The organism is Pseudomonas sp. efr-133-TYG-5 (genome assembly GCF_030209175.1).
In the GTDB taxonomy this organism is placed as follows: domain Bacteria; phylum Pseudomonadota; class Gammaproteobacteria; order Pseudomonadales; family Pseudomonadaceae; genus Aquipseudomonas.
The window spans coordinates 144,334-163,360 of sequence record NZ_JARVSM010000009.1 but is presented as its reverse complement, the minus strand read 5'-3'; the positions used below and the strand labels follow the sequence as shown (position 1 = coordinate 163,360).

Genomic DNA, 19,027 nt, shown 5'->3' with positions numbered 1-19,027 from the left:
TGAGTGGCTGGCTTTTAATTAACAAATAAGGATACTGTTTTCCATGTCACAGATCTCAGCCGTCTCAAAAAACAGTGATGAAATCGATATTTTTTTGTTAATCAAGGTGCTTTGGGCTCAAAAATTCCTGGTCGTCGGCATCACAATGCTGGTGTTAATGGGCGCGGCAGCTTATGCCTTTACCGCGAAACCTCTGTACGAAGCTAGAGTTTATGTGTCACCTCCTACCCAGAATGACATTGCTGATTTCAACTACGGTAGGACGTTGAATTCTGATTTACCCCCATTCTCTGTAAAAGATATTTTCGACGTTTTTACACGTAACATTTTTAGCGAGTCTTTGCGCCAGTCTTTCTTTGAAGAAGTTTATTTACCCTCATTAAGTGAAGCTGCTCGTAAGGGATCTCGTGATCGCCTTTACCAAAGTTTCTCTAAGCAATTGGTTGTTGCTGCCGGAAGTAAAGAGAATCCCGACCATTATTCAGTCGTTGTACAAAGTTATGATCCCGCTGAGGCAGGCCAGTGGGCGAGATCTTATGTTAATAAGGCCGGTGATGCTGCAAAAAATGAAATGATCAAAAACGTTGTCCGAGAAGCTGAGGTTAGAGCGAGAAACTTGGAACAGCAGATTGATGGTCTTCGTGAAAGTGCGCGTCGTGAGCGACAGGATAGAATAAAAGTTTTGGGAGAGGCTCTCACTATTGCGAAATCGATAGGACTAACTAAACCGGTGATTATAAGTGGAAAAAATCCGGCGGAATTATCTTTAGGTGTGGACAGTCCAACCTTGTATATGCGCGGAAGTGATGCTCTCCAGGCTGAAATCGAAGGATTGGAAAGCCGTGAATCCGATGATCCATTTATTCAGAATCTTCGGATTCTTCAAGTTAAGTATTCTTTTCTGAAAAATCTGAAGATCGATCCTTCCAGTGTGGCTGTGTTTCGCCAGGATGGATTGGTTGACGACCCTGATAGTCCTATCAAGCCGAATAAGTTGTCGATTTTGATGCTAGGGGCGGCGCTTGGGATTTTCTTGGCTGTGTTGGTGGTTTTCTGTAGGCATTTTTCACTCTTGCTGCGCTCCAGAAATTGATATTTTCCTCCTCTGATGGGGTATTCGAGTCGTCACGTCGAGTACCTCAGCTGCTTTAGCGCGATTCGCTCCCATACCGTTGGAGCTGGGCGTGGCTAAATTTTCTTGAGTAAAAACGCGGATTTTCTCAAGGCGCCCAGTGTTGGTTGGCGCTTTTCGAGGTTTTGGGTTCGTTCCCTTCGAGTGATGATATATGCTGCTCTGCGCTTAGAGTGGGCTGATGCATATAAAAAATCTGGTAACGCTATTGTTACATCTGAGAGATAATGGCTGGCGTAGCGCCGTTCTACTGAGATGTTTTGGGGGAGTGTCCCAAATTAAATTAATGCAGTAAATGGGCTGTATTATGTTGTTTTTTTTTGTAAGATGTGATAGGCGGAAAGATATGGTTGTCGGACAGGGATGCAGAGAGGAATGATTAAGCCAATCATCAATATTGGTTGTCAGGCAATCTTCAAGTTAATGTTTGCTATCGCGTCTCTGAAGGTGGTTGCTTTTTATGTCGGACCTAGCGGAATGGCAGTGGTCGGTCAGATACAAGCTTTCCTTCAAATTCTTAGCGCTGGTGCCTCATCGGTGACTACCACCGGTGTAGTTAAGCTGATAGCTGAAAATAAAATCCCCAAAGAGCGAGCTCTGCAATCTTCGTTGGTATTACTGACAGCCTTTAGCTTTTCTTTTTTTCTTGTTCTACTGTTTACTAATAATGTTATATCGGACTTTTTCTTGCAAGGCGAGTGGAGTCGAGCTTTACTGCTTTTGCCATTGGGTGCGTTTTTTTTAGGTTTGAATAATTTATTTGTCTCTTACTTTAATGGTTGTCAAAAATACAATGAATATTTTTGGTTTTCCGTTATAACTGCGCTACTTACGACACTGGCGACGTGTGCTCTGGCATTTTCATTTGGAAAGTCTGGGGCGATTTATTCTATTGCGTTAGCGCCAGTCGTTGCTGGGCTTTGTGTTCTGATTTTGCCAGCAAGATTTCGGCTTCCAAAGCTAAATCTAATAAACTTAGATATAAAAACTATAAAAGTATTGCTGTCATATTCATTTATGGCCTTAGGGTCGGTAATTATTGTCTATGGAGTGCAAATCGCTCTGCGGGACTATATATCGATTAGCGGTTCAATGGCGGAGGCGGGGGTATGGTATGCGGCTACCCGACTGTCTGACATCTACATGGGTATATGTAGCGTTCTATTTTCTACACTTTTGCTGCCCAAGTACAGTTCACAAGAAAATAGCGACCTGGCTCGACTGGTACTGAAGGTTGGTGGCGCGGCTTTTGGATTCGTCTTGTTGATGATTGGCTCAGTTGCCTTGTTTGCGGATTTTGCTGTATTTCTTGTTTACGGTGACGCTTTTACTATGGCGGCCGGAGTTATAAAAATATATGTAATTGGTGATGCTCTTAAGTGTCTGAGTTGGGTGTTTCTTTATATAATGCTAGCCAAACAGCATGTAAAGTTCTATCTCGCTTATGAGGTATTCAGTGCGTTGTTGTATCTGGCTTTTTGTGTGATATTTTTTCGCCTTTATGGTTTCGAGAATATGGCTTTTGGGTATGTAGTGCAGGGAAGTATTTCGCTCCTTGCAGTGCTGATATGGTTTTTGGCTGGTAAATACAAAACTTCGCAATCAGATAAGAAAGACAAGTATGACCCAGTATAATATTGTATATGGTTTGGTTTGGTTGTTAGCTATTCTTTCGCTAAGAAAAAATAGCCAGCCTTCAGTCTATCTTTATCTTTTGCAGGTAATGCTGCTCGCATTTTTTGTAGGCTTTAAGTTTCAGACCGGCTACGACTGGCCTATTTATGAAGCTCATTACGCAGCAGTTGCCAATGGTGAAGCGTTTTACCTTGAGTTTGAATTCGGTTACGGATGGCTTGTTCAAATTGCAACGAGTATGGGATTGACGTTCGAGCAATTTTCCGCATTCATTAGCATAGTAGAGGTTTTATTTATTGCTTTTGCTGTCAGACGTTTTTTTCCTGGGTACTGCTTGGTGGTTATGGCGGTAATGTATTCTGTTCCAGATTTTTATTTAATACCGACGTTTTCTTTGCTTCGACAAGGTCTTGCAGTAAGCATTTTTTTGATAGGGGTTTATAAGTTTTTTTCGGGTAATAAGATCATTGGTTTTGTTCTCTTTGCGATAGCCTGCTCGTTCCATTATTCAGTCGCAGGTGGAGTATTGCTGCTTATCTTGGTCAGCACCGTCCCTTTGAGTCGGGTGACATTCTTGCTGGTTTTCTTGATCTCGGTAATGCTATATATTTCTTCATTTGATATTATACGCGGCATTGTTGAAGTTTTAATTGTTTACGTAAATCCGAAATATATGATTTATCTTGATCGAGATGTGTTTAATGCTTCCCTTGCTTATCGCGGGGCATTTGCACTTGTTTCTTTAGTGTTTTTTGTCTGTATTTACACGGCTTGGCTGAAGCGTGATTCTTTTGCTGGTGAACAACGATATGAAAGAACAAGCGTGCTCACTTATAAGTTGGCGTTTTTAGGGCTCCTGGTGCCTCTGATTATATTTGGATTTCCTACGTTATCTACTCGCTATCAATTCTTTTTTGCAATTTTTCTCGTTGGGGGCGCGTTGGAGGCTTTGCAAAAATTAACATATGCAAGTCGCTTTGTTATGGTGTTCCTCATCGCAATAATTGCATATCTGCCGTTCTATAGATTTCTCTCAAGTCCGCTTTCGATAGTCTATATACCCTATCAAAGCCAGATGTTTTACGATCATACAAATTCAACTGGGCAGGATCGGACTAACGATTTGCTTAACCAATTAGACGTACTGTGGTCCAAATAATGAAGAAGAGTAAAGATATCGTTTTGCTTACAACCAAGTATGCAGATGACAAGAAGGACGCATGGCTGACAAATGAGCTGGCCTATTCTTTGCTTGAAGAGGGAAATAAGGTTTCGGTTGTCGTCTTCTCTTGGTTGAAAAATGAACCTTTATCATTCGCCAAGATGATTGATGGTGTAAATGTTATTAGAGTCAAGCTTCCAGCATTTTTTTATAATACTGGGGTTGTCGGCACTGCGCTTAAGGTTTTTCTGTTTCCTTTCTTCGCTCGTCATGAAGTTAAGAAGCATGTACGGGAATGTGATTTATTAATCGCCAATACGCCCTGTGTAACTATTTTGGGAATGTCGCGTTATTTTCGGAAGAAATATAGTTCCAAAACCTATTTGGTACTTTGGGACTTTTTTCCGTATTATCTCAAAGATCTTGGTGCTATACGAAATAAGCTATTCTTCGGTTTTTTTCGTTATCTCGAACAGTTGATGTATAAAAGTTTCGATCGTATTGGTTGTATGACGGATGGTAATGCGCAGTTTCTGTTTGACAACTTCCCTGCGGTCGATCCCAAGCGTGTGGAAATATTGCCACTCTGGGCCAAAATTAAACAGGTTGATCCTGTGGACAGGTCTGCGATTCGAGCGAAGTACGATCTGCCTTCCACAGGCTTTATTGCTGTTTATGGTGGGGCAATGTCTATTGTTCAGGAGTTGGATAATATTCTCGACTTGGCCGAGCTTTATTCTGGCAGTGACGTAACGTTTCTCTTCATTGGAAGAGGGACTGAGAAAGAAAGGCTAGGGGCATCAGCAGTAAATCGCGGTTTGCAGAATATAAGATTTATCGATTACGTTCCCCGCGATGAGTATCAGCATGTGGTACAGGCCTGTGATGTCGGCTTGATTTCGCTTTCGAAAAAATTGACTGTGCCAAGCTTTCCTTCTAAATCATTGGATTATTTCAAGGTTTCTCTCCCTGTGCTTGCGTCCTTGGACCCGGTCACGGATTTTGGAGATATTCTTGAAAATAAAATATGCGCCGGTTTTGCAGTCGTTGCAGGAGATCTTACCAAACTAAAGGACAAATTGGATTTGTTGATTAATGATGCTGAACTGTGCAAGGCGCTAGGAGCCAATGGTCGGCAGTATTACGAAAAATACTTGAGCGTTGAGAACGCAAGAAGTATTATCATTTCATCACTATAAGTAGGGTCTTCTCATGGCTATTTCTTTCAATAATTCGACGCTTCTAATCACTGGCGGTACTGGCTCCTTTGGCAATGCTGTACTAAAGCGTTTTCTTGATACAGATATCAAAGAAATTCGCGTATTCAGTCGCGATGAGAAAAAGCAAGATGATATGCGTAAAAAATACGCAAACACTAAATTGAAATTCTATATTGGTGATGTAAGAGATTTTCAAAGTGTTCTCAATGCTACTCGCGGGGTTGACTATATTTTTCACGCTGCTGCGTTGAAACAGGTTCCTTCATGCGAATTTCACCCAATGGAAGCTGTCAAAACCAACGTCCTGGGTACTGATAATGTGCTAGAGGCGGCGATTCAGAATAACGTCAAGCGCGTTGTTTGCTTGAGTACTGATAAAGCTGTTTATCCAATCAATGCAATGGGTATCTCCAAAGCAATGATGGAAAAGGTGATGGTTGCAAAATCGCGCAACGATAATAATACGGTTATTTGCGGTACACGTTACGGTAACGTAATGGCATCTCGTGGTTCTGTGATTCCATTGTTTGTAGATCAGATTCGTTCGGGTACTCCCCTAAGCTTGACTGATCCAAACATGACGCGGTTTATGATGACTCTGGCGGATGCGGTCGACCTGGTGTTGTACGCTTTCGAACATGGCACAAATGGCGATATGTTTGTCCAAAAAGCTCCTGCGGCTACCGTGGACGTATTGGCAAAAGCATTGGTCAATATGCTTAACGTACCGGATCATCCTATTCAAGTGATTGGTACTCGTCATGGTGAGAAGCTTTTTGAGGCGTTGCTCAGCCGTGAAGAAATGGCTTGTGCTGAGGACCGAGGCGACTATTTCCGCGTTCCACCAGATTTGCGCGATCTAAACTATGCCAAGTTTGTCGAACAAGGGGAAACTAAAATTTCCCGCACAGAAGATTATAACTCGCACAACACTGAGCGGCTCGATGTGGAAGGAATGCAAAAGTTGCTTCTCAAGTTGAATTTTATGCGCGCTATTCAGCGTGGCGAGCACGCGACACCCGAGGAATAAGAGATGAAGGTTCTGATTACAGGTGCCAATGGTTTTGTCGGCCAGAATCTTATTTCGCATCTGAGCGAGAAGTCAGATGTTGAAGTGCTTCGTTTTACCCGTGAAGACGCGCTTCAAAGTTTGCCAGAGCTAGTGGCTCAAGTTGATTTTGTTTTCCATTTGGCTGGTGTCAATCGTCCACAGAACCCGCAAGAGTTCTATGCCGGCAACACCGATCTGACCCGGGAGCTTTGTAAGTCTATTCGACTCAGTGGCCGAAAAATCCCTGTTTTGTATACGTCATCCACCCAAGCTGAACTGGATAATGCATACGGGCAAAGCAAGCTGGGTGCAGAGCAGGTTTTACTTGATCTTAGCTCAGAGTATGGTTCGGATGTTCACGTATTCCGCTTGCCTAACGTGTTTGGAAAGTGGGCCCGTCCGAATTATAACTCGGCAGTTGCGACGTTTTGTAATAATATTGCTCGTGATCTGCCAATTACGATTAATGATCCGGCTGCGCGCGTTAATTTAGTTTACATCGATGACGTGATTTCATGTTTTGTTGATGTAATGGAAGGTAAGAAATCAGGTGCGCCGTTTGTTGCAGTGGAACCGCAATATAATGTTTCGGTCGGCGAAATCGCTGAGCAATTGACGTCCTTTCGTGAAAGTCGAAAATCGCTGATTACCGAGTCGGTAGGTACTGGGTTTGTCAGGGCGTTGTATTCAACTTACCTGAGTTATTTGCCGCCAGAAGATTTTACTTACGAAGTTCCCAAGCACGGTGATCCGCGTGGCGTCTTTGTAGAGATGCTAAAAACCAAAGACGCCGGACAGTTTTCGTACTTTACTGCGCACCCTGGGATCACGCGTGGAGGGCATTATCATCACTCTAAGACCGAGAAGTTTCTCGTCATTAAGGGCACGGCATGCTTCCGTTTCCGCCATATTGTGTCAGGTGAGTTCTACGAGTTGGTGACCACAGGAGACAAGCCTGAGATCGTGGAAACAGTTCCTGGTTGGAGTCATGACATTACCAATATGGGAACTGAGGAGATGATCGTGATGCTTTGGGCGAATGAAATTTTCGATCGCGAAGCTCCTGATACCTATACCTATCCAGTTGGTACTCAGGCTTAGATCTGTTTAAGCGCCGTTCTGTTTCTTAATCAGGCAGGACGGCGTCGCATTCACGCCGCTCCATACCCGTTAAGGGGTGTAGTCTGGTTACTTATTTTTGACATTTTATTCTTCTAATTAGCGTATTACGATCTGATAGTGTTTCGCTATTGAATATTTTGTTGATATCGTTTTTTTCGATTGATTGCGATATGACGTGCTTTTTCCAGATTCATTGAGTTGAATCAATATAGGTCTGAGCGTGGCTCTCGAGCCTCAATCCGACCAATTAGCTGCTAAGAATGGTGTCCACTCGTCAAGTAATGGTCCCAGTTGGACTTCTTGCTTGCCAATGGATGGCGTTCATGACGGTTGGAGATTAGAATTGTCGATCGTTTTTATCACTTATTAAAATGTGACGTTTAAAAATGAAAAAATTGAGAATCGTTACCGTTGTGGGTACTCGCCCAGAAATTATTCGTTTGTCGCGGGTGATGTCTGCTCTGGACAGAGACTGCGATCATATCTTGGTGCACACCGGGCAAAACTATGATTATGAATTGAACGAGATTTTTTTTCAGGATCTCGGAATTCGAAAGCCTGACCATTTTCTGAATGCAGCAGGTGCTACGGGCGCAGAAACGATTGGCAACGTGATTATTGCTGTTGATCGTGTACTAGCAGAGGTTAAACCCGAGGCTCTTCTCGTATTGGGCGACACGAATAGCTGCATGGCAGTAATTCCCGCTAAGCGACGGAAAATTCCAACGTTTCACATGGAAGCAGGCAATCGGTGCTTCGATATGCGTGTACCCGAGGAAATTAACCGGCGCATAGTCGATCACACGGCAGATATCAATCTGACCTATAGCACTATTGCGCGCGACTATCTGCTAAGTGAGGGTCTACCTCCAGATAGAGTGATTAAAACTGGCAGCCCAATGTTTGAAGTGCTCAATCATTATCGAGAAGGTATTGAGTCGTCGGATGTCATCGAGCGACTTGGTCTTGAATCAGGGAAATACTTTGTTGTAAGCGCGCACCGCGAAGAGAATATTGATTCCGATACTAATTTTGGGAAGCTGGTAGACGTTCTCAACACTGTTGCCGCTCAATATGATTATCCAATTATTGTGTCAACTCATCCTCGGACGCAAAAGCGTGTTGACGCAATGGGTGCGAAATTCCACAAAAATATTCGTCTATTGAAGCCACTTGGGTTCAAAGATTACAACAAGTTGCAACTCGAGTCCAAGGCGGTACTTTCTGACAGCGGTACTATTAATGAAGAATCTTCGATTCTTAATTTCCCTGCGTTGAATATCCGTGAAGCACACGAGCGTCCAGAAGGTATGGAAGAGGGCGCAGTGATGATGGTTGGTCTTGAATCGGACCGGGTATTGCAGGCCTTACAAGTGCTTGATGGTCAAAGCCGAGGGGAAGTGCGCAGCCTGAGACTTGTAGCGGACTATAGTATGCCAAACGTAGCCGATAAAGTAGTTCGAATAGTTCACAGCTACGTTGACTATGTAAATCGTGTCGTTTGGAAAAAATACTAAACTGAGCCGCAGGAATGTCTGATAATAAATTAAGGATTTTAGTAGTTACTCAGTATTTCTGGCCTGAAAATATGCGCATCAATGATTTGGTGCGCGACTTTTCTGATAGAGGTCACGAGGTAACCGTATTGACCGGGTGGCCCAACTATCCTGAGGGTGCGGTGTTCCCTGAGTACAAAAGCGACCCCGAGGGGTTCAAGAGTTATTTCGGTGCGCGTGTAGTTCGCGTTCCACTTATCGCTCGTGGCAAAAGCAGTATTCGCCTGGTGCTAAATTACCTTTCTTTTTTTCTCAGCGCTTCTGCATTTGGTTCAGTTAAATTACGCGATGAAAAGTTTGATTCAGTTTTTGTGTATGCTGTCTCGCCAATCATGGCGGCAATTCCTGCTATTTTGATCGGCCGATTAAAAAGGGCTCCGGTATATATATGGGTGCTTGACCTTTGGCCGGAGACCCTTCGAGCTGTGGGCGTATTGCGCAGTCCAACACTTTTGGCTTTAGTGGGTAAAGTTGTTTCATGGATTTATAATCGCGCCGATTACCTGCTGTTACAGTCGAACGGCTTCTCAAGTAATGTAATAAAATACTGTACTAAAAATATTGATGCAGAACGACTGGTCTACTTCCCCAGTTGGGCTGAAGATGAATTTTCAGGCGCCTCTGCAAAAACATCGGTATTGTTAAAGCGAGATGACTTTAACTTTACTGTTGTTTTTGCCGGTAACTTGGGTGATGCACAAGATCTGCCTGCGGTGTTGGAAGCTGTTGAGTCATTAAAGGGTAGGGCAGCCATCCGTTGGGTTATTGTTGGCGACGGGCGCATGAGTAGTTGGCTTGCTGAGCAAGTTGAAGCAAGAGACCTGCGAAATGTGGTGTTGTTAGGGCGCCACCCTGTGAGCGCTATGCCGGAGATTTTTGCCTGTGCCGATGCGTTACTTGTGTCGTTGAAGACAAACGACGTTTTTGAAAAAACAGTACCTGGGAAAGTTCAGGCATATTTAGCGTCTAGCAAACCTGTCTTAGGCATGATTAATGGTGAGGCCGCCAAGATTATCGAAGAGTCCGGATGTGGATACGCTTGTGCGTCAGGGGATGCACAAGGACTTGCCGACATTACGTTGAAAATGGCAATGACTGATACGGCGCAACGCGAAGAAATGGGGCGGCTGGGCCGCTCTTATTACTTAAGTCATTTTTCTAAAAAAACGCTATTAAAACGTCTGGAGGATTTGTTCTACTCGGGGACGTTACGAAAGGATGTCAAATAATGTCGAGGTCTATTTTTTTAACCGGCGCTACTGGATTTGTTGGTAAGGCAATTCTTAGTCGTCTAGTCCGTGAAAATTACGCGGTTATTACTCCTTTGCGTAAAGGATCGGATATACCCGCCGACTGTATTAAAAAAATCAATATTGATGCTATCGATGGTTCCACTGATTGGCAAGGAAGTTTTGCCGATGTAGATGTAGTAATACATTCGGCGGCCCGTGTTCATGTAATGAACGACACAGCGGTTGATCCTTTAGCTGCATTTCGCCAAATAAATGTAGAAGGCACGTTGAATCTCGCTAGGCAGGCTGCAGCAGCAGGTGTCCGCCGGTTTATCTTCATCAGCTCAATCAAAGTCAACGGCGAAGGAACTTCAAGGGATACTGCTTATTCACCGGATGCCGTATCAGCTCCAGTGGATCCTTATGGGATCTCGAAAAAGGAAGCTGAAGAAGGTCTTCAAGCGCTGGCAGTCGAAACTGGCATGGATGTTGTCATCATTCGGCCGGTATTGGTTTATGGCCCCGGCGTGAAAGCTAATTTCCGAAATATGATGCAATGGCTTGATAAAGGTGTGCCTCTGCCTTTTGGAGCAATTCACAACAGTCGTAGTCTCGTCGCTGTTGATAATCTAGTGGACTTGATCTTTGTCTGTATCCGTCATCCGGCTGCCGCTAATCAAATTTTTTTAGTGAGTGATGGCGAAGACCTGTCAACCACGCAGTTGCTGAAAAAAATGGCGCTCGCTCTCGACCGCCCGCCCCGTCTCTTACCGGTACCGGCGTGGATATTCAAGTTCGGCGCAGCAGTACTGGGTAGAAAGGATATATCCAATCGTTTGTGTGGATCATTGCGGGTAGATATCACGAAGACACGTGCACTACTGGGTTGGTCCCCTCCAGTTTCTGTGAGCGAAGCACTAAAAGTCACTGCACAACATTTTCGAGAAAGTAGAATAAAATGATCTATTGGTGGTTGATTCCGACAGTGGTCTTAGTGTCGTTGATTCTGACAGCGGTTTTGCGACGTTATGCTCTGGCTCGCAGCATTCTCGATGTTCCAAACTCCCGAAGTTCTCACTCGATGCCCACCCCGCGCGGTGGTGGGGTGGCGATAGTTATAGCTTTTTTACTGGTATTGCCAGTTCTCGCGTGGGCGCATTTGGTTGCGCTACCAATGCTGGTTGGGATTGGTGGGGCGGGGGCAATGGTCGCAATAATCGGCTTCATGGACGATCACGGCCATATTGCTGCCCGTTGGCGCTTGCTTGGACATTTTTTTGCAGCTGCTTGGGCTTTATTCTGGCTGGGAGGCCTTCCTGCTGTTAGTTTGTTCGGATTGAGCGTGAATTTGAGTTGGCTCGGTCATTTTTTGGCAGCTGTCTATCTAGTGTGGATGCTCAATCTCTATAACTTCATGGACGGCATTGATGGGATCGCCAGTGTCGAGGCCATCTCGGCCTGTCTAGGAGCTTGCCTGATTTACTGGTTGAATGGATTCGAAGCCCATATCTGGATCCCGAGTATGTTGGCTCTGGCGGTGACAGGATTTTTATTTTGGAATTTTCCCCCAGCGCGTATCTTCATGGGAGATGCTGGTAGCGGATTTCTGGGCATAGTTCTTGGCGTCATCTCTATACAGGCTGCCTGGATAGCGCCGCATTTGCTTTGGACCTGGTTGATTTTGCTAGGCGTATTCATCGTTGATGCCACTTTCACCTTGATACGACGCCTTCTGCGTGGAGACAAGGTTTACGAAGCCCATCGTAGTCATGCCTACCAATTTGCGTCACGCCAATATCGCAAGCACCTGCCTGTGACAATAGCGGTCGCAGCGATCAACCTAGGGTGGTTGCTACCTATCGCTCTGTGTGTTTCCTACCTCAATCTGGATGGCGCATTAGGTCTGATAATTGCCTATGTTCCTTTGGTTATTCTGGCTGTGAAGTACCGTGCAGGTGAGCTCGAGATAAAATCGGGCCCTCAGTAAGAGATTCCGAGTTTTTTAAGTGTCGAGTGCGTCTGGCTCGTCGCAAGCGTTCAACAGGGGGCGGTACGAGGTGTACGACGGAGTTATGGATAAGTTACGCACACTGTTGCTAGGGTTGCCACGCCGGCAAAAGCGCCTCATCCAGGTCTCGGCGGATGTCGTCCTGGTGTGGGCTGCGCTGTGGTTGGCTTTTCTGGTGCGGCTCGGTATCGACGATATGGTTAACCCGTTGATAGCCCACACCTGGCTGTTTTTGATCGCCCCGGTAGTGGGTATACCGTTATTTATTCGTTTCGGCATGTATCGTGCCGTCATGAGATATTTTGGCAACGACGCACTTATAGCGATTATCAAGGCTGTCAGTTTGTCGTCATTGATACTCGGCGTAATTGTGTTCTGGTACAGCAATCATCAGACCCTGGTGCCGCGCTCGATCATTTTCAACTATTGGTGGTTGAGCCTGATCATGATCGGTGGTTTGAGATTGGCCATGCGTCAATACTTCCTGGGTGATTGGTTCGCTGCCGCGCAGCACGTGCCTTTTACGAGCAGGGACGACGGCTTGCCAAGAGTCGCTATTTTCGGGGCTGGCGCCGCGGGTAACCAGTTAGTTGCTGCGCTTCGCATGGGACGTATCATGCGTCCGGTCGCGTTCATAGACGACGACAAGAGCATTGCTGACCGAGTTATATCCGGGCTTCAGGTATACAAGCCGAAACACATCCAACAAATGATCGATGACACAGGCGCTCAGGAAATTCTTTTAGCGATTCCTTCTGCGAGTCGGGGCCGGCGTCGTGAAATCCTTGGCTTCCTCGAAGGCTTTCCCCTGCATGTTCGAAGTATTCCAGGATTTATGGACCTGGCCAGTGGCAGAGTCAAAGTTGATGATATTCAAGAGGTCGACATTGCCGACCTGTTAGGACGTGATGCCGTTCCGGCGCAGGGCGATCTGTTGGAACACTGCGTTACGGGTCTATCGGTATTGGTCACGGGCGCCGGAGGATCGATCGGCTCGGAGCTTTGCCGGCAGATTCTGGCTTTACGTCCGAAGGTACTTCTGCTCTTTGAGCATAGCGAGTTCAATCTCTACAGCATCCTCTCCGAGCTCGAACAGCGAGTCGCTAGAGAATCCCTTTCCGTCCGTCTTCTACCGATTTTAGGATCAGTACGAAATCAGGATAAGTTACTGGATGTCATGAAAACTTGGCGCGTGGATACGGTATATCACGCGGCGGCTTACAAGCATGTTCCAATGGTTGAGCACAATATAGCTGAAGGTGTGCTTAATAACGTAATCGGCACGCTCAATACTGCGCAGGCCGCTTTGATGGCGGGTGTTGCCAATTTTGTTTTGATCTCCACAGATAAAGCTGTGCGGCCGACAAATGTAATGGGTAGTACAAAACGTCTAGCCGAGATGACATTGCAAGCTCTCAGTAGGGAGCTCGCACCGGTTCTCTTCGGCGACGTGACCAATGTTTCCAGGGTTAACAAGACACGCTTTACTATGGTGCGATTCGGTAATGTGTTGGGCTCATCGGGTTCAGTCATACCGTTGTTCTATAAGCAGATCAAGTCTGGTGGGCCTTTGACGGTCACTCATCCAAAGATCACACGCTACTTCATGACCATTCCTGAAGCCGCTCAGCTCGTTATCCAGGCCGGTTCGATGGGGCAGGGCGGCGATGTGTTTGTATTGGATATGGGGGAGCCGGTAAGAATTGTCGAGCTGGCTGAAAAAATGATCCATCTTTCGGGCTTGAGCGTTCGCTCGGAAAAGAATCTGCATGGCGATATTTCCATAGAGTTCACCGGTTTGCGGCCTGGCGAAAAGCTCTACGAAGAGCTGCTGATCGGCGATAACGTGGCGGCCACCCAGCATCCGATGATCATGACTGCCAACGAGGATCATTTGCCCTGGGACGCGCTTAAAATCAAGCTGACTGAATTGCTCAACTCGGTCGAGCAGGATGACTACGTTCGTGTTCGTCAGCTTCTTCGTGAAACCGTCAGCGGTTACGCGCCCGATGGCGACATTGTCGATTGGATCTACCAGCAGCGCCGATTGGAGCCTTGATTGTTTCACATTCGGTAACGTAGGCGTTTTTGACAGCTCCAGCATATCGCCTAGATTTGGGAAGCAGCTTAGGAAAAGCTGCTTCCCAATCAATGTCATGGAGCGTCATCTTATGCGTACAAGCTACTTCTACTCGCTGGTGTTTGCCCTTCTGAGCGGTGCATCGATTGCTGCCATCGCGGCTCCGGAGGCTAAAACCGCGCCCGTCGAGTCTTCCGTAGTGATGGACTCAGTCGCTAAAGCGACTATCGATAAGGTTGACCTCAATGCTGCTGACGCGTCCACACTCCAGCGCGAACTGAGTGGTATTGGTGAGGCAAAGGCCAAGGCGATTGTTGCGTACCGTGACAATAACGGCCCATTTGCATCGGTGGATGAGCTGCTTGAAGTCAAAGGGATTGGCAAGGCAATCCTAGAAAGGAATCGTGATAAGTTGGAAGTGAATTAATGAAGATATAAAAAAGGGCCGATCATTGATCGGCCCTTTTTTATTAATGAGTTGTTAGATAGTTGTGAGCTAAGTACAAGTCAGAGCTCAATCTTTTTTCTCGGAAACATAACTATCCGTGCTAGCGCTACGGCAATGCCGAGCATGCATCCGAATACAAAGCCTAAGCCTACGATCAGCGTTTTCTTAGGTTTTATGGGCGATTGTGGAGGTGACGCCGATCTGTCGATATTAACCAGATTGACTTGGTTGAAATCGATGTGCAGGTTTTTCAGATGCGCCAGTTCCTCGCGAATTTCGCTCAAGCCTTTCAAGAATAGCTCTTCGTTTCTGCGTTGTTTAAGTAATGCTACCTGGCGGTTGGTAGCCAGCAGACTCAGCTCTTTTTGGATTTCGTCAACACGAGGTTCGGTAAAGTCATCAGAGTTTCGCGAAACCAGCGTCGCTCGTTCTGCTTCCAGTGCTGATTGGCCCATGAAGTAAAGAGGTATCGTCTGGTTGCTGACCTCGGTCCGAATCATGTTGCCCTGTCTCACCTGCGACGCGTCTCCGAGAGCAGAAGGTGTAGTCGGTGAAACAATTCCCAGTTTCTTGGCAATGGATATTGCTTCGTCCAATTGCTTGATCCGATTCTGCCGGCGAGTTTGCAGCTGCTGACGCAGAGCCTTCAGCTCGTCCTGGAGGTTTTCCTTCTTGAGTTGGTCCTTCTCCAGAAGTTCTGCAATTTTTGAGTCGGTTTCAGCTTCATATGCAGCTTTTTTTGAAACGAGCTTTCTCTCGGTCTGAGCGATGCGGTTGGCAATGATTTTATTCAGGTCTGTTTCGACTTTTTCTTTTTCGCGCTTGATTACAAAGTCGGTGAAGTTGTTGACGATAGAGACGCCATCCATCCCCGACGGATACTCCGCGCCAAATTGGATCGCGTCGGAAAGACTGGCGGCTTTTTTAGAGTCAATTTGTTCAACGCTAAATGCATTCGCGTTGAAACGGTCGAGCGCATCTTTTGTGGACATCCCTTCGGGTTGTACCGGGGACAGTAATTCGGGATTCGCCTGGAAAAATTGCAGGCGTACATAATAGGACTCAAGCGACGAACCAACGCGTCTTAGCGCTTCTTCCGGCTTAATGTTGTAGAGCCCGGACTCGTTCAGCGTATCCAACTCTGCGGAAGCTACAGGCGTAATGTAGTTCTGGACTTTGTATTGCGGTTTTGCTGTTAATGCATAAGTAACTGCAATAGCTGTGGACAGCCCGGTAAACAGCAGAATTATGCCTCTTTGCTTCCAAATCTCCCGAAGGAGTGCGGGAATATCGATCTCGTGATGCTCATTCTCAGAACGTATTTTTGCGGGGAGATTCATTAAACGCTCGCGTTGAAAAATTAGGTACTGTCGGAAGCCGCGCTGAACGCTGCTGAAAAAATATTTAGCAATATTTTGCATTCTCGCGTATCTAAAATCTGTCCACAAGCTATTGACGGTAAAACTGTCATATTCGTCTGAAGGCTCTGTTCTCGGGCTTTCGAGGTCAACGATGGCTCCTCGTGAAGCCAAACTGAGCGACCGGTGAGTCACGCAATGACACTCTTCTCATCGTTTGCATTCTGTAAGATTACGTGTGTAATATTTTCCAGAAGCATCGCTATACTCAAAGGCTCACGTCATTACCAATGTCTCCCGGGAGCACACTTATGAACGCTGTCCAGTCTCAGGGCTCGGCCCTTATCACCGGAGCTTCCTCCGGCATCGGTGCGATTTACGCCGAGCGTCTGGCCTCGCGCGGCTACGATTTGCTGTTGGTCGCGCGTGATGAACAGCGGCTGGAAGCTGCCGCCAGCAAACTGCGCGCGGAGCATGGCGTACAGGTCGAAGTGCTCAAGGCGGATCTCACCCATAAAGACGACGTACTCAAGGTCGAGCAGCGCCTGCGCAGCGATTCGGCCATCAGCCTGCTGGTGAACAACGCCGGGGTCGCCACTGAGGGGCTGTTGGCCAATGCCGACATGGAGCAGCTGGAGCGTCTGATCCAGCTCAACATCACGGCGGTCACCCGCCTGGCGTCGGCCGCCGCCGCGGGTTTCGCCAAGGCCGGGCGTGGCACGATCATCAATATCGCCTCGGTGGTGGCGCTGTTCCCTGAGCGTTTCAATGCCGTCTACAGCGCCAGCAAGGCCTACGTGTTGAGCCTGACGCAGTCGCTGAATGCCGAACTCGACGGCACCGGGGTCAAGGTGCAAGCGGTGTTGCCGGGGGTGACGCGTACGGAGATCTGGGAGCGCTCCGGCATCGACGCCAGTGGCATTCCGGCGGAAATGGTCATGGAAGCGGGGGAGATGGTCGATGCGGCACTGGCGGGGCTGGATCAGGGTGAGTTGATCACGATTCCCTCGCTGCCCGATGCCGGGGAGTGGCATTCATTCGTTGCCGCGCGGCAGGTGATGGCACCGAACCTGTCGCGCAGTTCGGCGGCACAACGTTACAAGAATTGATCAGGGGTAACTGCGGTATGGATCAGCGTCGAATAGTCGTCACCGGCATGGGCCTGGTGTCTCCATTGGGAAGTGGCGTCGAAGTGGTCTGGCAGCGCTTGCTGGCCGGACGTTCCGGGCTGCGCAATTTGCCGGACGCGGTGATTGCCGATCTGCCGACGCGGGTCGGTGGTGTGGTGCCGACGCTGGAGGAGGACGCCGAAGGCGGTTTCGATCCGGATCGCGCCACGCCGCCGAAGGAGCAGAAGAAGATGGATCGCTTCATTCTGTTCGCCCTGGAGGCGGCCCGGCAGGCGCTGGAACAGGCTGCCTGGCGGCCGTCCGCAGCGGGTGATCAGGAGCGCACGGCGACCATCATCGGCTCCGGCGTCGGTGGCTTCGGCGCGATTGCCGAGGCCGTGCGCACCACCGACAGCCGCGGCCCGCGCCGCCTGTCGCCGTTCACCATTCCTTCGTTTCTGGTCAATCTGGCCGCCGGTCATGTGTCGATTCAGCACGGCCTCAAAGGCCCGTTGGGTGCTCCGGTGACCGCCTGTGCCGCCGGGGTGCAGGCTATCGGTGATGCGGCACGCCTGATCCGCGCCGGTGAAGCGGATATCGCCATCTGTGGCGGGGCGGAGGCGTGCATCGATCGCGTCAGCCTTGCCGGATTCGCCGCAGCCCGGGCGCTGTCCAGCGGCTTCAACGATACGCCCGAGCGTGCCTCGCGGCCCTTCGACAGTGCCCGCGACGGATTTGTCATGGGCGAGGGCGCCGGCCTGCTGGTTATCGAATCCCTCGAGCACGCACTGGCGCGGGGTGCGCAACCGCTGGCCGAGCTGGTCGGCTATGGCACCAGCGCCGATGCCTATCACCTCACTGCCGGGCCGGAAGACGGCAGCGGTGCGCGGCGGGCGATGGCACTGGCATTGGCGCAGGCCGGCATCACGGCAGACCAGGTGCAGCACCTCAATGCCCACGCCACCTCGACCCCGGTCGGCGATCTTGGCGAGCTGGCGGCGATCAAGTCGCTGTTCGGCACGCAGAACGCAATCGCCGTGACCTCGACCAAATCCGCCACCGGACATCTGCTCGGCGCAGCCGGCGGGCTCGAAGCGATCTTCACCTTGTTGGCGATTCGCGATCAGTTCGTGCCGCCGACGCTCAATCTGGACAATCCGGACCCGGCGAGCGCAGGCGTCGACATCGTGCACGGCCAGGCGCGTGCGCTGCCTATCGAGTACGCGTTGTCCAACGGCTTCGGTTTTGGTGGGGTCAATGCCAGCGTGTTGTTCAAGCGCTGGCAGGCTTAGTCCTGCGAGCGCTTCACGTGATCGCGGGTAACGTCGAGGATGCGCTGAGCCAATTCGCGGTCCGCCACGCTGCGTGACAACAGGAGGGCGCCGACCAGGGTCGACATGATGACGATGCTGCGTTCGGCGCTGTTTTCGCCTTCGAGGGTGCCGGCGATCTGCGCCAGGCGCGCGTTGAGCACGGCATCGCTGGTCGGGCTCGGCTGGCCACGCAAGCCCAGCTCCGCCGAGAGGGTTGGCAGCGGGCAGCCTTCGTGCGGAGAGGCCTGGTGCCATTCGGACAGGTAGGTATCGACGAATGCCTCGAGCGGTTTTTCCTGGGCGAAGATTTCCGTGCACAGCCCATCCACTTGCTCGCCGGCGGCCTGCAGGGCCTTTTCCACCAGTTCGTCCTTGGACTTGAAGTGCGAATAGAAACCGCCATGGGTCAGGCCGAGCGCTTTCATCAGCGGCTGCAGGCCGGTCGCACCGATGCCGTCCTTGCGGAATCGCTCGGAGGCTTCCTTGATGATGCGCTGATGGGTCTGGGCTTTATGATCCTGCGAATAACGCATTGGAAACTCTCCGCAACAAGGCTGCCATCTTACCCAATGCAAATGAGATGGTGACTGTACTTCTACTT

At 48.7% G+C, this 19,027-nt stretch carries 16 protein-coding genes; 14 read left to right on the top strand and 2 right to left on the bottom strand.

Going from position 1 to position 19,027, the window contains the following annotated elements:
• Positions 1-43: 43 nt before the first annotated feature.
• The 12 genes from QRN70_RS25635 to QRN70_RS25580 all read left to right on the top strand — a co-directional run bounded on the left by QRN70_RS25635 (position 44) and on the right by QRN70_RS25580 (position 14,625).
• Entirely contained in the window at positions 44-1,093 is a 1,050-nt protein-coding gene (locus QRN70_RS25635) for an LPS O-antigen chain length determinant protein WzzB (RefSeq protein WP_285420654.1), read from the top strand.
• 414 nt (positions 1,094-1,507) lie between these two features.
• A complete protein-coding gene (locus QRN70_RS25630) occupies positions 1,508-2,767 on the top strand; it encodes an oligosaccharide flippase family protein (RefSeq protein WP_285420653.1) in 1,260 nt (419 codons plus the stop codon).
• Positions 2,754-3,926, top strand: a complete 1,173-nt coding sequence (locus tag QRN70_RS25625; RefSeq protein ID WP_285420652.1) for an EpsG family protein — start codon at positions 2,754-2,756, stop codon at positions 3,924-3,926. The genes QRN70_RS25630 and QRN70_RS25625 overlap by 14 nt, the downstream gene beginning before the upstream one ends.
• On the top strand, positions 3,926-5,128 hold the full coding sequence (locus QRN70_RS25620) for a glycosyltransferase family 4 protein (protein ID WP_285420651.1): 1,203 nt from the start codon (positions 3,926-3,928) through the stop codon (positions 5,126-5,128). Before QRN70_RS25625 ends, QRN70_RS25620 begins: the two co-directional genes overlap by 1 nt.
• Positions 5,129-5,141: 13 nt before the next feature.
• Positions 5,142-6,179: a polysaccharide biosynthesis protein gene (locus tag QRN70_RS25615; protein WP_285420650.1), complete on the top strand. Its 1,038-nt coding sequence runs from the start codon at positions 5,142-5,144 to the stop codon at positions 6,177-6,179.
• Positions 6,180-6,182: 3 nt separating this feature from the next.
• On the top strand, positions 6,183-7,301 hold the full coding sequence (gene wbjC, locus QRN70_RS25610; RefSeq protein WP_285420649.1) for a UDP-2-acetamido-2,6-beta-L-arabino-hexul-4-ose reductase: 1,119 nt from the start codon (positions 6,183-6,185) through the stop codon (positions 7,299-7,301).
• 407 nt (positions 7,302-7,708) lie between these two features.
• Positions 7,709-8,839: a non-hydrolyzing UDP-N-acetylglucosamine 2-epimerase gene (gene wecB / locus QRN70_RS25605; protein ID WP_285420648.1), complete on the top strand. Its 1,131-nt coding sequence runs from the start codon at positions 7,709-7,711 to the stop codon at positions 8,837-8,839.
• Positions 8,840-8,853: 14 nt separating this feature from the next.
• On the top strand, positions 8,854-10,107 hold the full coding sequence (locus QRN70_RS25600) for a glycosyltransferase family 4 protein (RefSeq protein WP_285420647.1): 1,254 nt from the start codon (positions 8,854-8,856) through the stop codon (positions 10,105-10,107).
• Positions 10,107-11,072 (top strand): UDP-glucose 4-epimerase family protein, encoded by a 966-nt coding sequence (locus QRN70_RS25595; RefSeq protein ID WP_285420646.1) that lies wholly within the window; start codon positions 10,107-10,109, stop codon positions 11,070-11,072. Before QRN70_RS25600 ends, QRN70_RS25595 begins: the two co-directional genes overlap by 1 nt.
• A complete protein-coding gene (locus tag QRN70_RS25590) occupies positions 11,069-12,097 on the top strand; it encodes an MraY family glycosyltransferase (RefSeq protein ID WP_285420645.1) in 1,029 nt (342 codons plus the stop codon). The genes QRN70_RS25595 and QRN70_RS25590 overlap by 4 nt, the downstream gene beginning before the upstream one ends.
• 85 nt (positions 12,098-12,182) lie before the next feature.
• Entirely contained in the window at positions 12,183-14,177 is a 1,995-nt protein-coding gene (locus QRN70_RS25585) for a polysaccharide biosynthesis protein (protein WP_285420644.1), read from the top strand.
• A 112-nt stretch (positions 14,178-14,289) separates the two neighbouring features.
• Positions 14,290-14,625: a ComEA family DNA-binding protein gene (locus tag QRN70_RS25580; RefSeq protein ID WP_285420643.1), complete on the top strand. Its 336-nt coding sequence runs from the start codon at positions 14,290-14,292 to the stop codon at positions 14,623-14,625.
• Between the two features lie 80 nt (positions 14,626-14,705).
• Here QRN70_RS25580 and QRN70_RS25575 read toward each other — a convergent pair whose 3' ends face one another.
• A complete protein-coding gene (locus QRN70_RS25575) occupies positions 14,706-16,067 on the bottom strand; it encodes a Wzz/FepE/Etk N-terminal domain-containing protein (RefSeq protein ID WP_285420642.1) in 1,362 nt (453 codons plus the stop codon).
• A 248-nt stretch (positions 16,068-16,315) separates the two neighbouring features.
• Between QRN70_RS25575 and QRN70_RS25570 the strand changes: the two genes are divergently transcribed.
• Positions 16,316-17,113 (top strand): SDR family NAD(P)-dependent oxidoreductase, encoded by a 798-nt coding sequence (locus tag QRN70_RS25570; protein ID WP_285420641.1) that lies wholly within the window; start codon positions 16,316-16,318, stop codon positions 17,111-17,113.
• A gap of 17 nt (positions 17,114-17,130) precedes the next feature.
• Positions 17,131-18,405 carry a beta-ketoacyl-ACP synthase II gene (gene fabF / locus QRN70_RS25565; RefSeq protein WP_285420640.1) on the top strand — a complete coding sequence of 425 codons (1,275 nt, stop codon included), beginning with the start codon at positions 17,131-17,133 and terminating at the stop codon, positions 18,403-18,405.
• On the opposite strand, the gene QRN70_RS25560 is transcribed toward fabF, so the two are convergent.
• Positions 18,402-18,959 carry a TetR/AcrR family transcriptional regulator gene (locus QRN70_RS25560; protein WP_285420639.1) on the bottom strand — a complete coding sequence of 186 codons (558 nt, stop codon included), beginning with the start codon at positions 18,957-18,959 and terminating at the stop codon, positions 18,402-18,404. The genes fabF and QRN70_RS25560 overlap by 4 nt on opposite strands.
• Between the last annotated feature and the right edge of the window lie 68 nt (positions 18,960-19,027).

Excerpts from the sequence above, each read along its gene's own strand:
- QRN70_RS25600 (WP_285420647.1), top strand. The coding sequence starts at position 8,854 with ATGTCTGATAATAAATTAAGGATTTTAGTAGTTACTCAGTATTTCTGG.
- wbjC (WP_285420649.1), top strand. The coding sequence starts at position 6,183 with ATGAAGGTTCTGATTACAGGTGCCAATGGTTTTGTCGGCCAGAATCTT.
- QRN70_RS25635 (WP_285420654.1), top strand. The coding sequence starts at position 44 with ATGTCACAGATCTCAGCCGTCTCAAAAAACAGTGATGAAATCGATATT.
- QRN70_RS25625 (WP_285420652.1), top strand. The coding sequence starts at position 2,754 with ATGACCCAGTATAATATTGTATATGGTTTGGTTTGGTTGTTAGCTATT.
- QRN70_RS25580 (WP_285420643.1), top strand. The coding sequence starts at position 14,290 with ATGCGTACAAGCTACTTCTACTCGCTGGTGTTTGCCCTTCTGAGCGGT.
- QRN70_RS25570 (WP_285420641.1), top strand. The coding sequence starts at position 16,316 with ATGAACGCTGTCCAGTCTCAGGGCTCGGCCCTTATCACCGGAGCTTCC.
- QRN70_RS25620 (WP_285420651.1), top strand. The coding sequence starts at position 3,926 with ATGAAGAAGAGTAAAGATATCGTTTTGCTTACAACCAAGTATGCAGAT.
- QRN70_RS25585 (WP_285420644.1), top strand. The coding sequence starts at position 12,183 with ATGGATAAGTTACGCACACTGTTGCTAGGGTTGCCACGCCGGCAAAAG.
- QRN70_RS25575 (WP_285420642.1), bottom strand. The coding sequence starts at position 16,067 with ATGCAAAATATTGCTAAATATTTTTTCAGCAGCGTTCAGCGCGGCTTC.
- wecB (WP_285420648.1), top strand. The coding sequence starts at position 7,709 with ATGAAAAAATTGAGAATCGTTACCGTTGTGGGTACTCGCCCAGAAATT.
- QRN70_RS25630 (WP_285420653.1), top strand. The coding sequence starts at position 1,508 with ATGATTAAGCCAATCATCAATATTGGTTGTCAGGCAATCTTCAAGTTA.
- QRN70_RS25590 (WP_285420645.1), top strand. The coding sequence starts at position 11,069 with ATGATCTATTGGTGGTTGATTCCGACAGTGGTCTTAGTGTCGTTGATT.
- QRN70_RS25595 (WP_285420646.1), top strand. The coding sequence starts at position 10,107 with ATGTCGAGGTCTATTTTTTTAACCGGCGCTACTGGATTTGTTGGTAAG.
- fabF (WP_285420640.1), top strand. The coding sequence starts at position 17,131 with ATGGATCAGCGTCGAATAGTCGTCACCGGCATGGGCCTGGTGTCTCCA.
- QRN70_RS25560 (WP_285420639.1), bottom strand. The coding sequence starts at position 18,959 with ATGCGTTATTCGCAGGATCATAAAGCCCAGACCCATCAGCGCATCATC.
- QRN70_RS25615 (WP_285420650.1), top strand. The coding sequence starts at position 5,142 with ATGGCTATTTCTTTCAATAATTCGACGCTTCTAATCACTGGCGGTACT.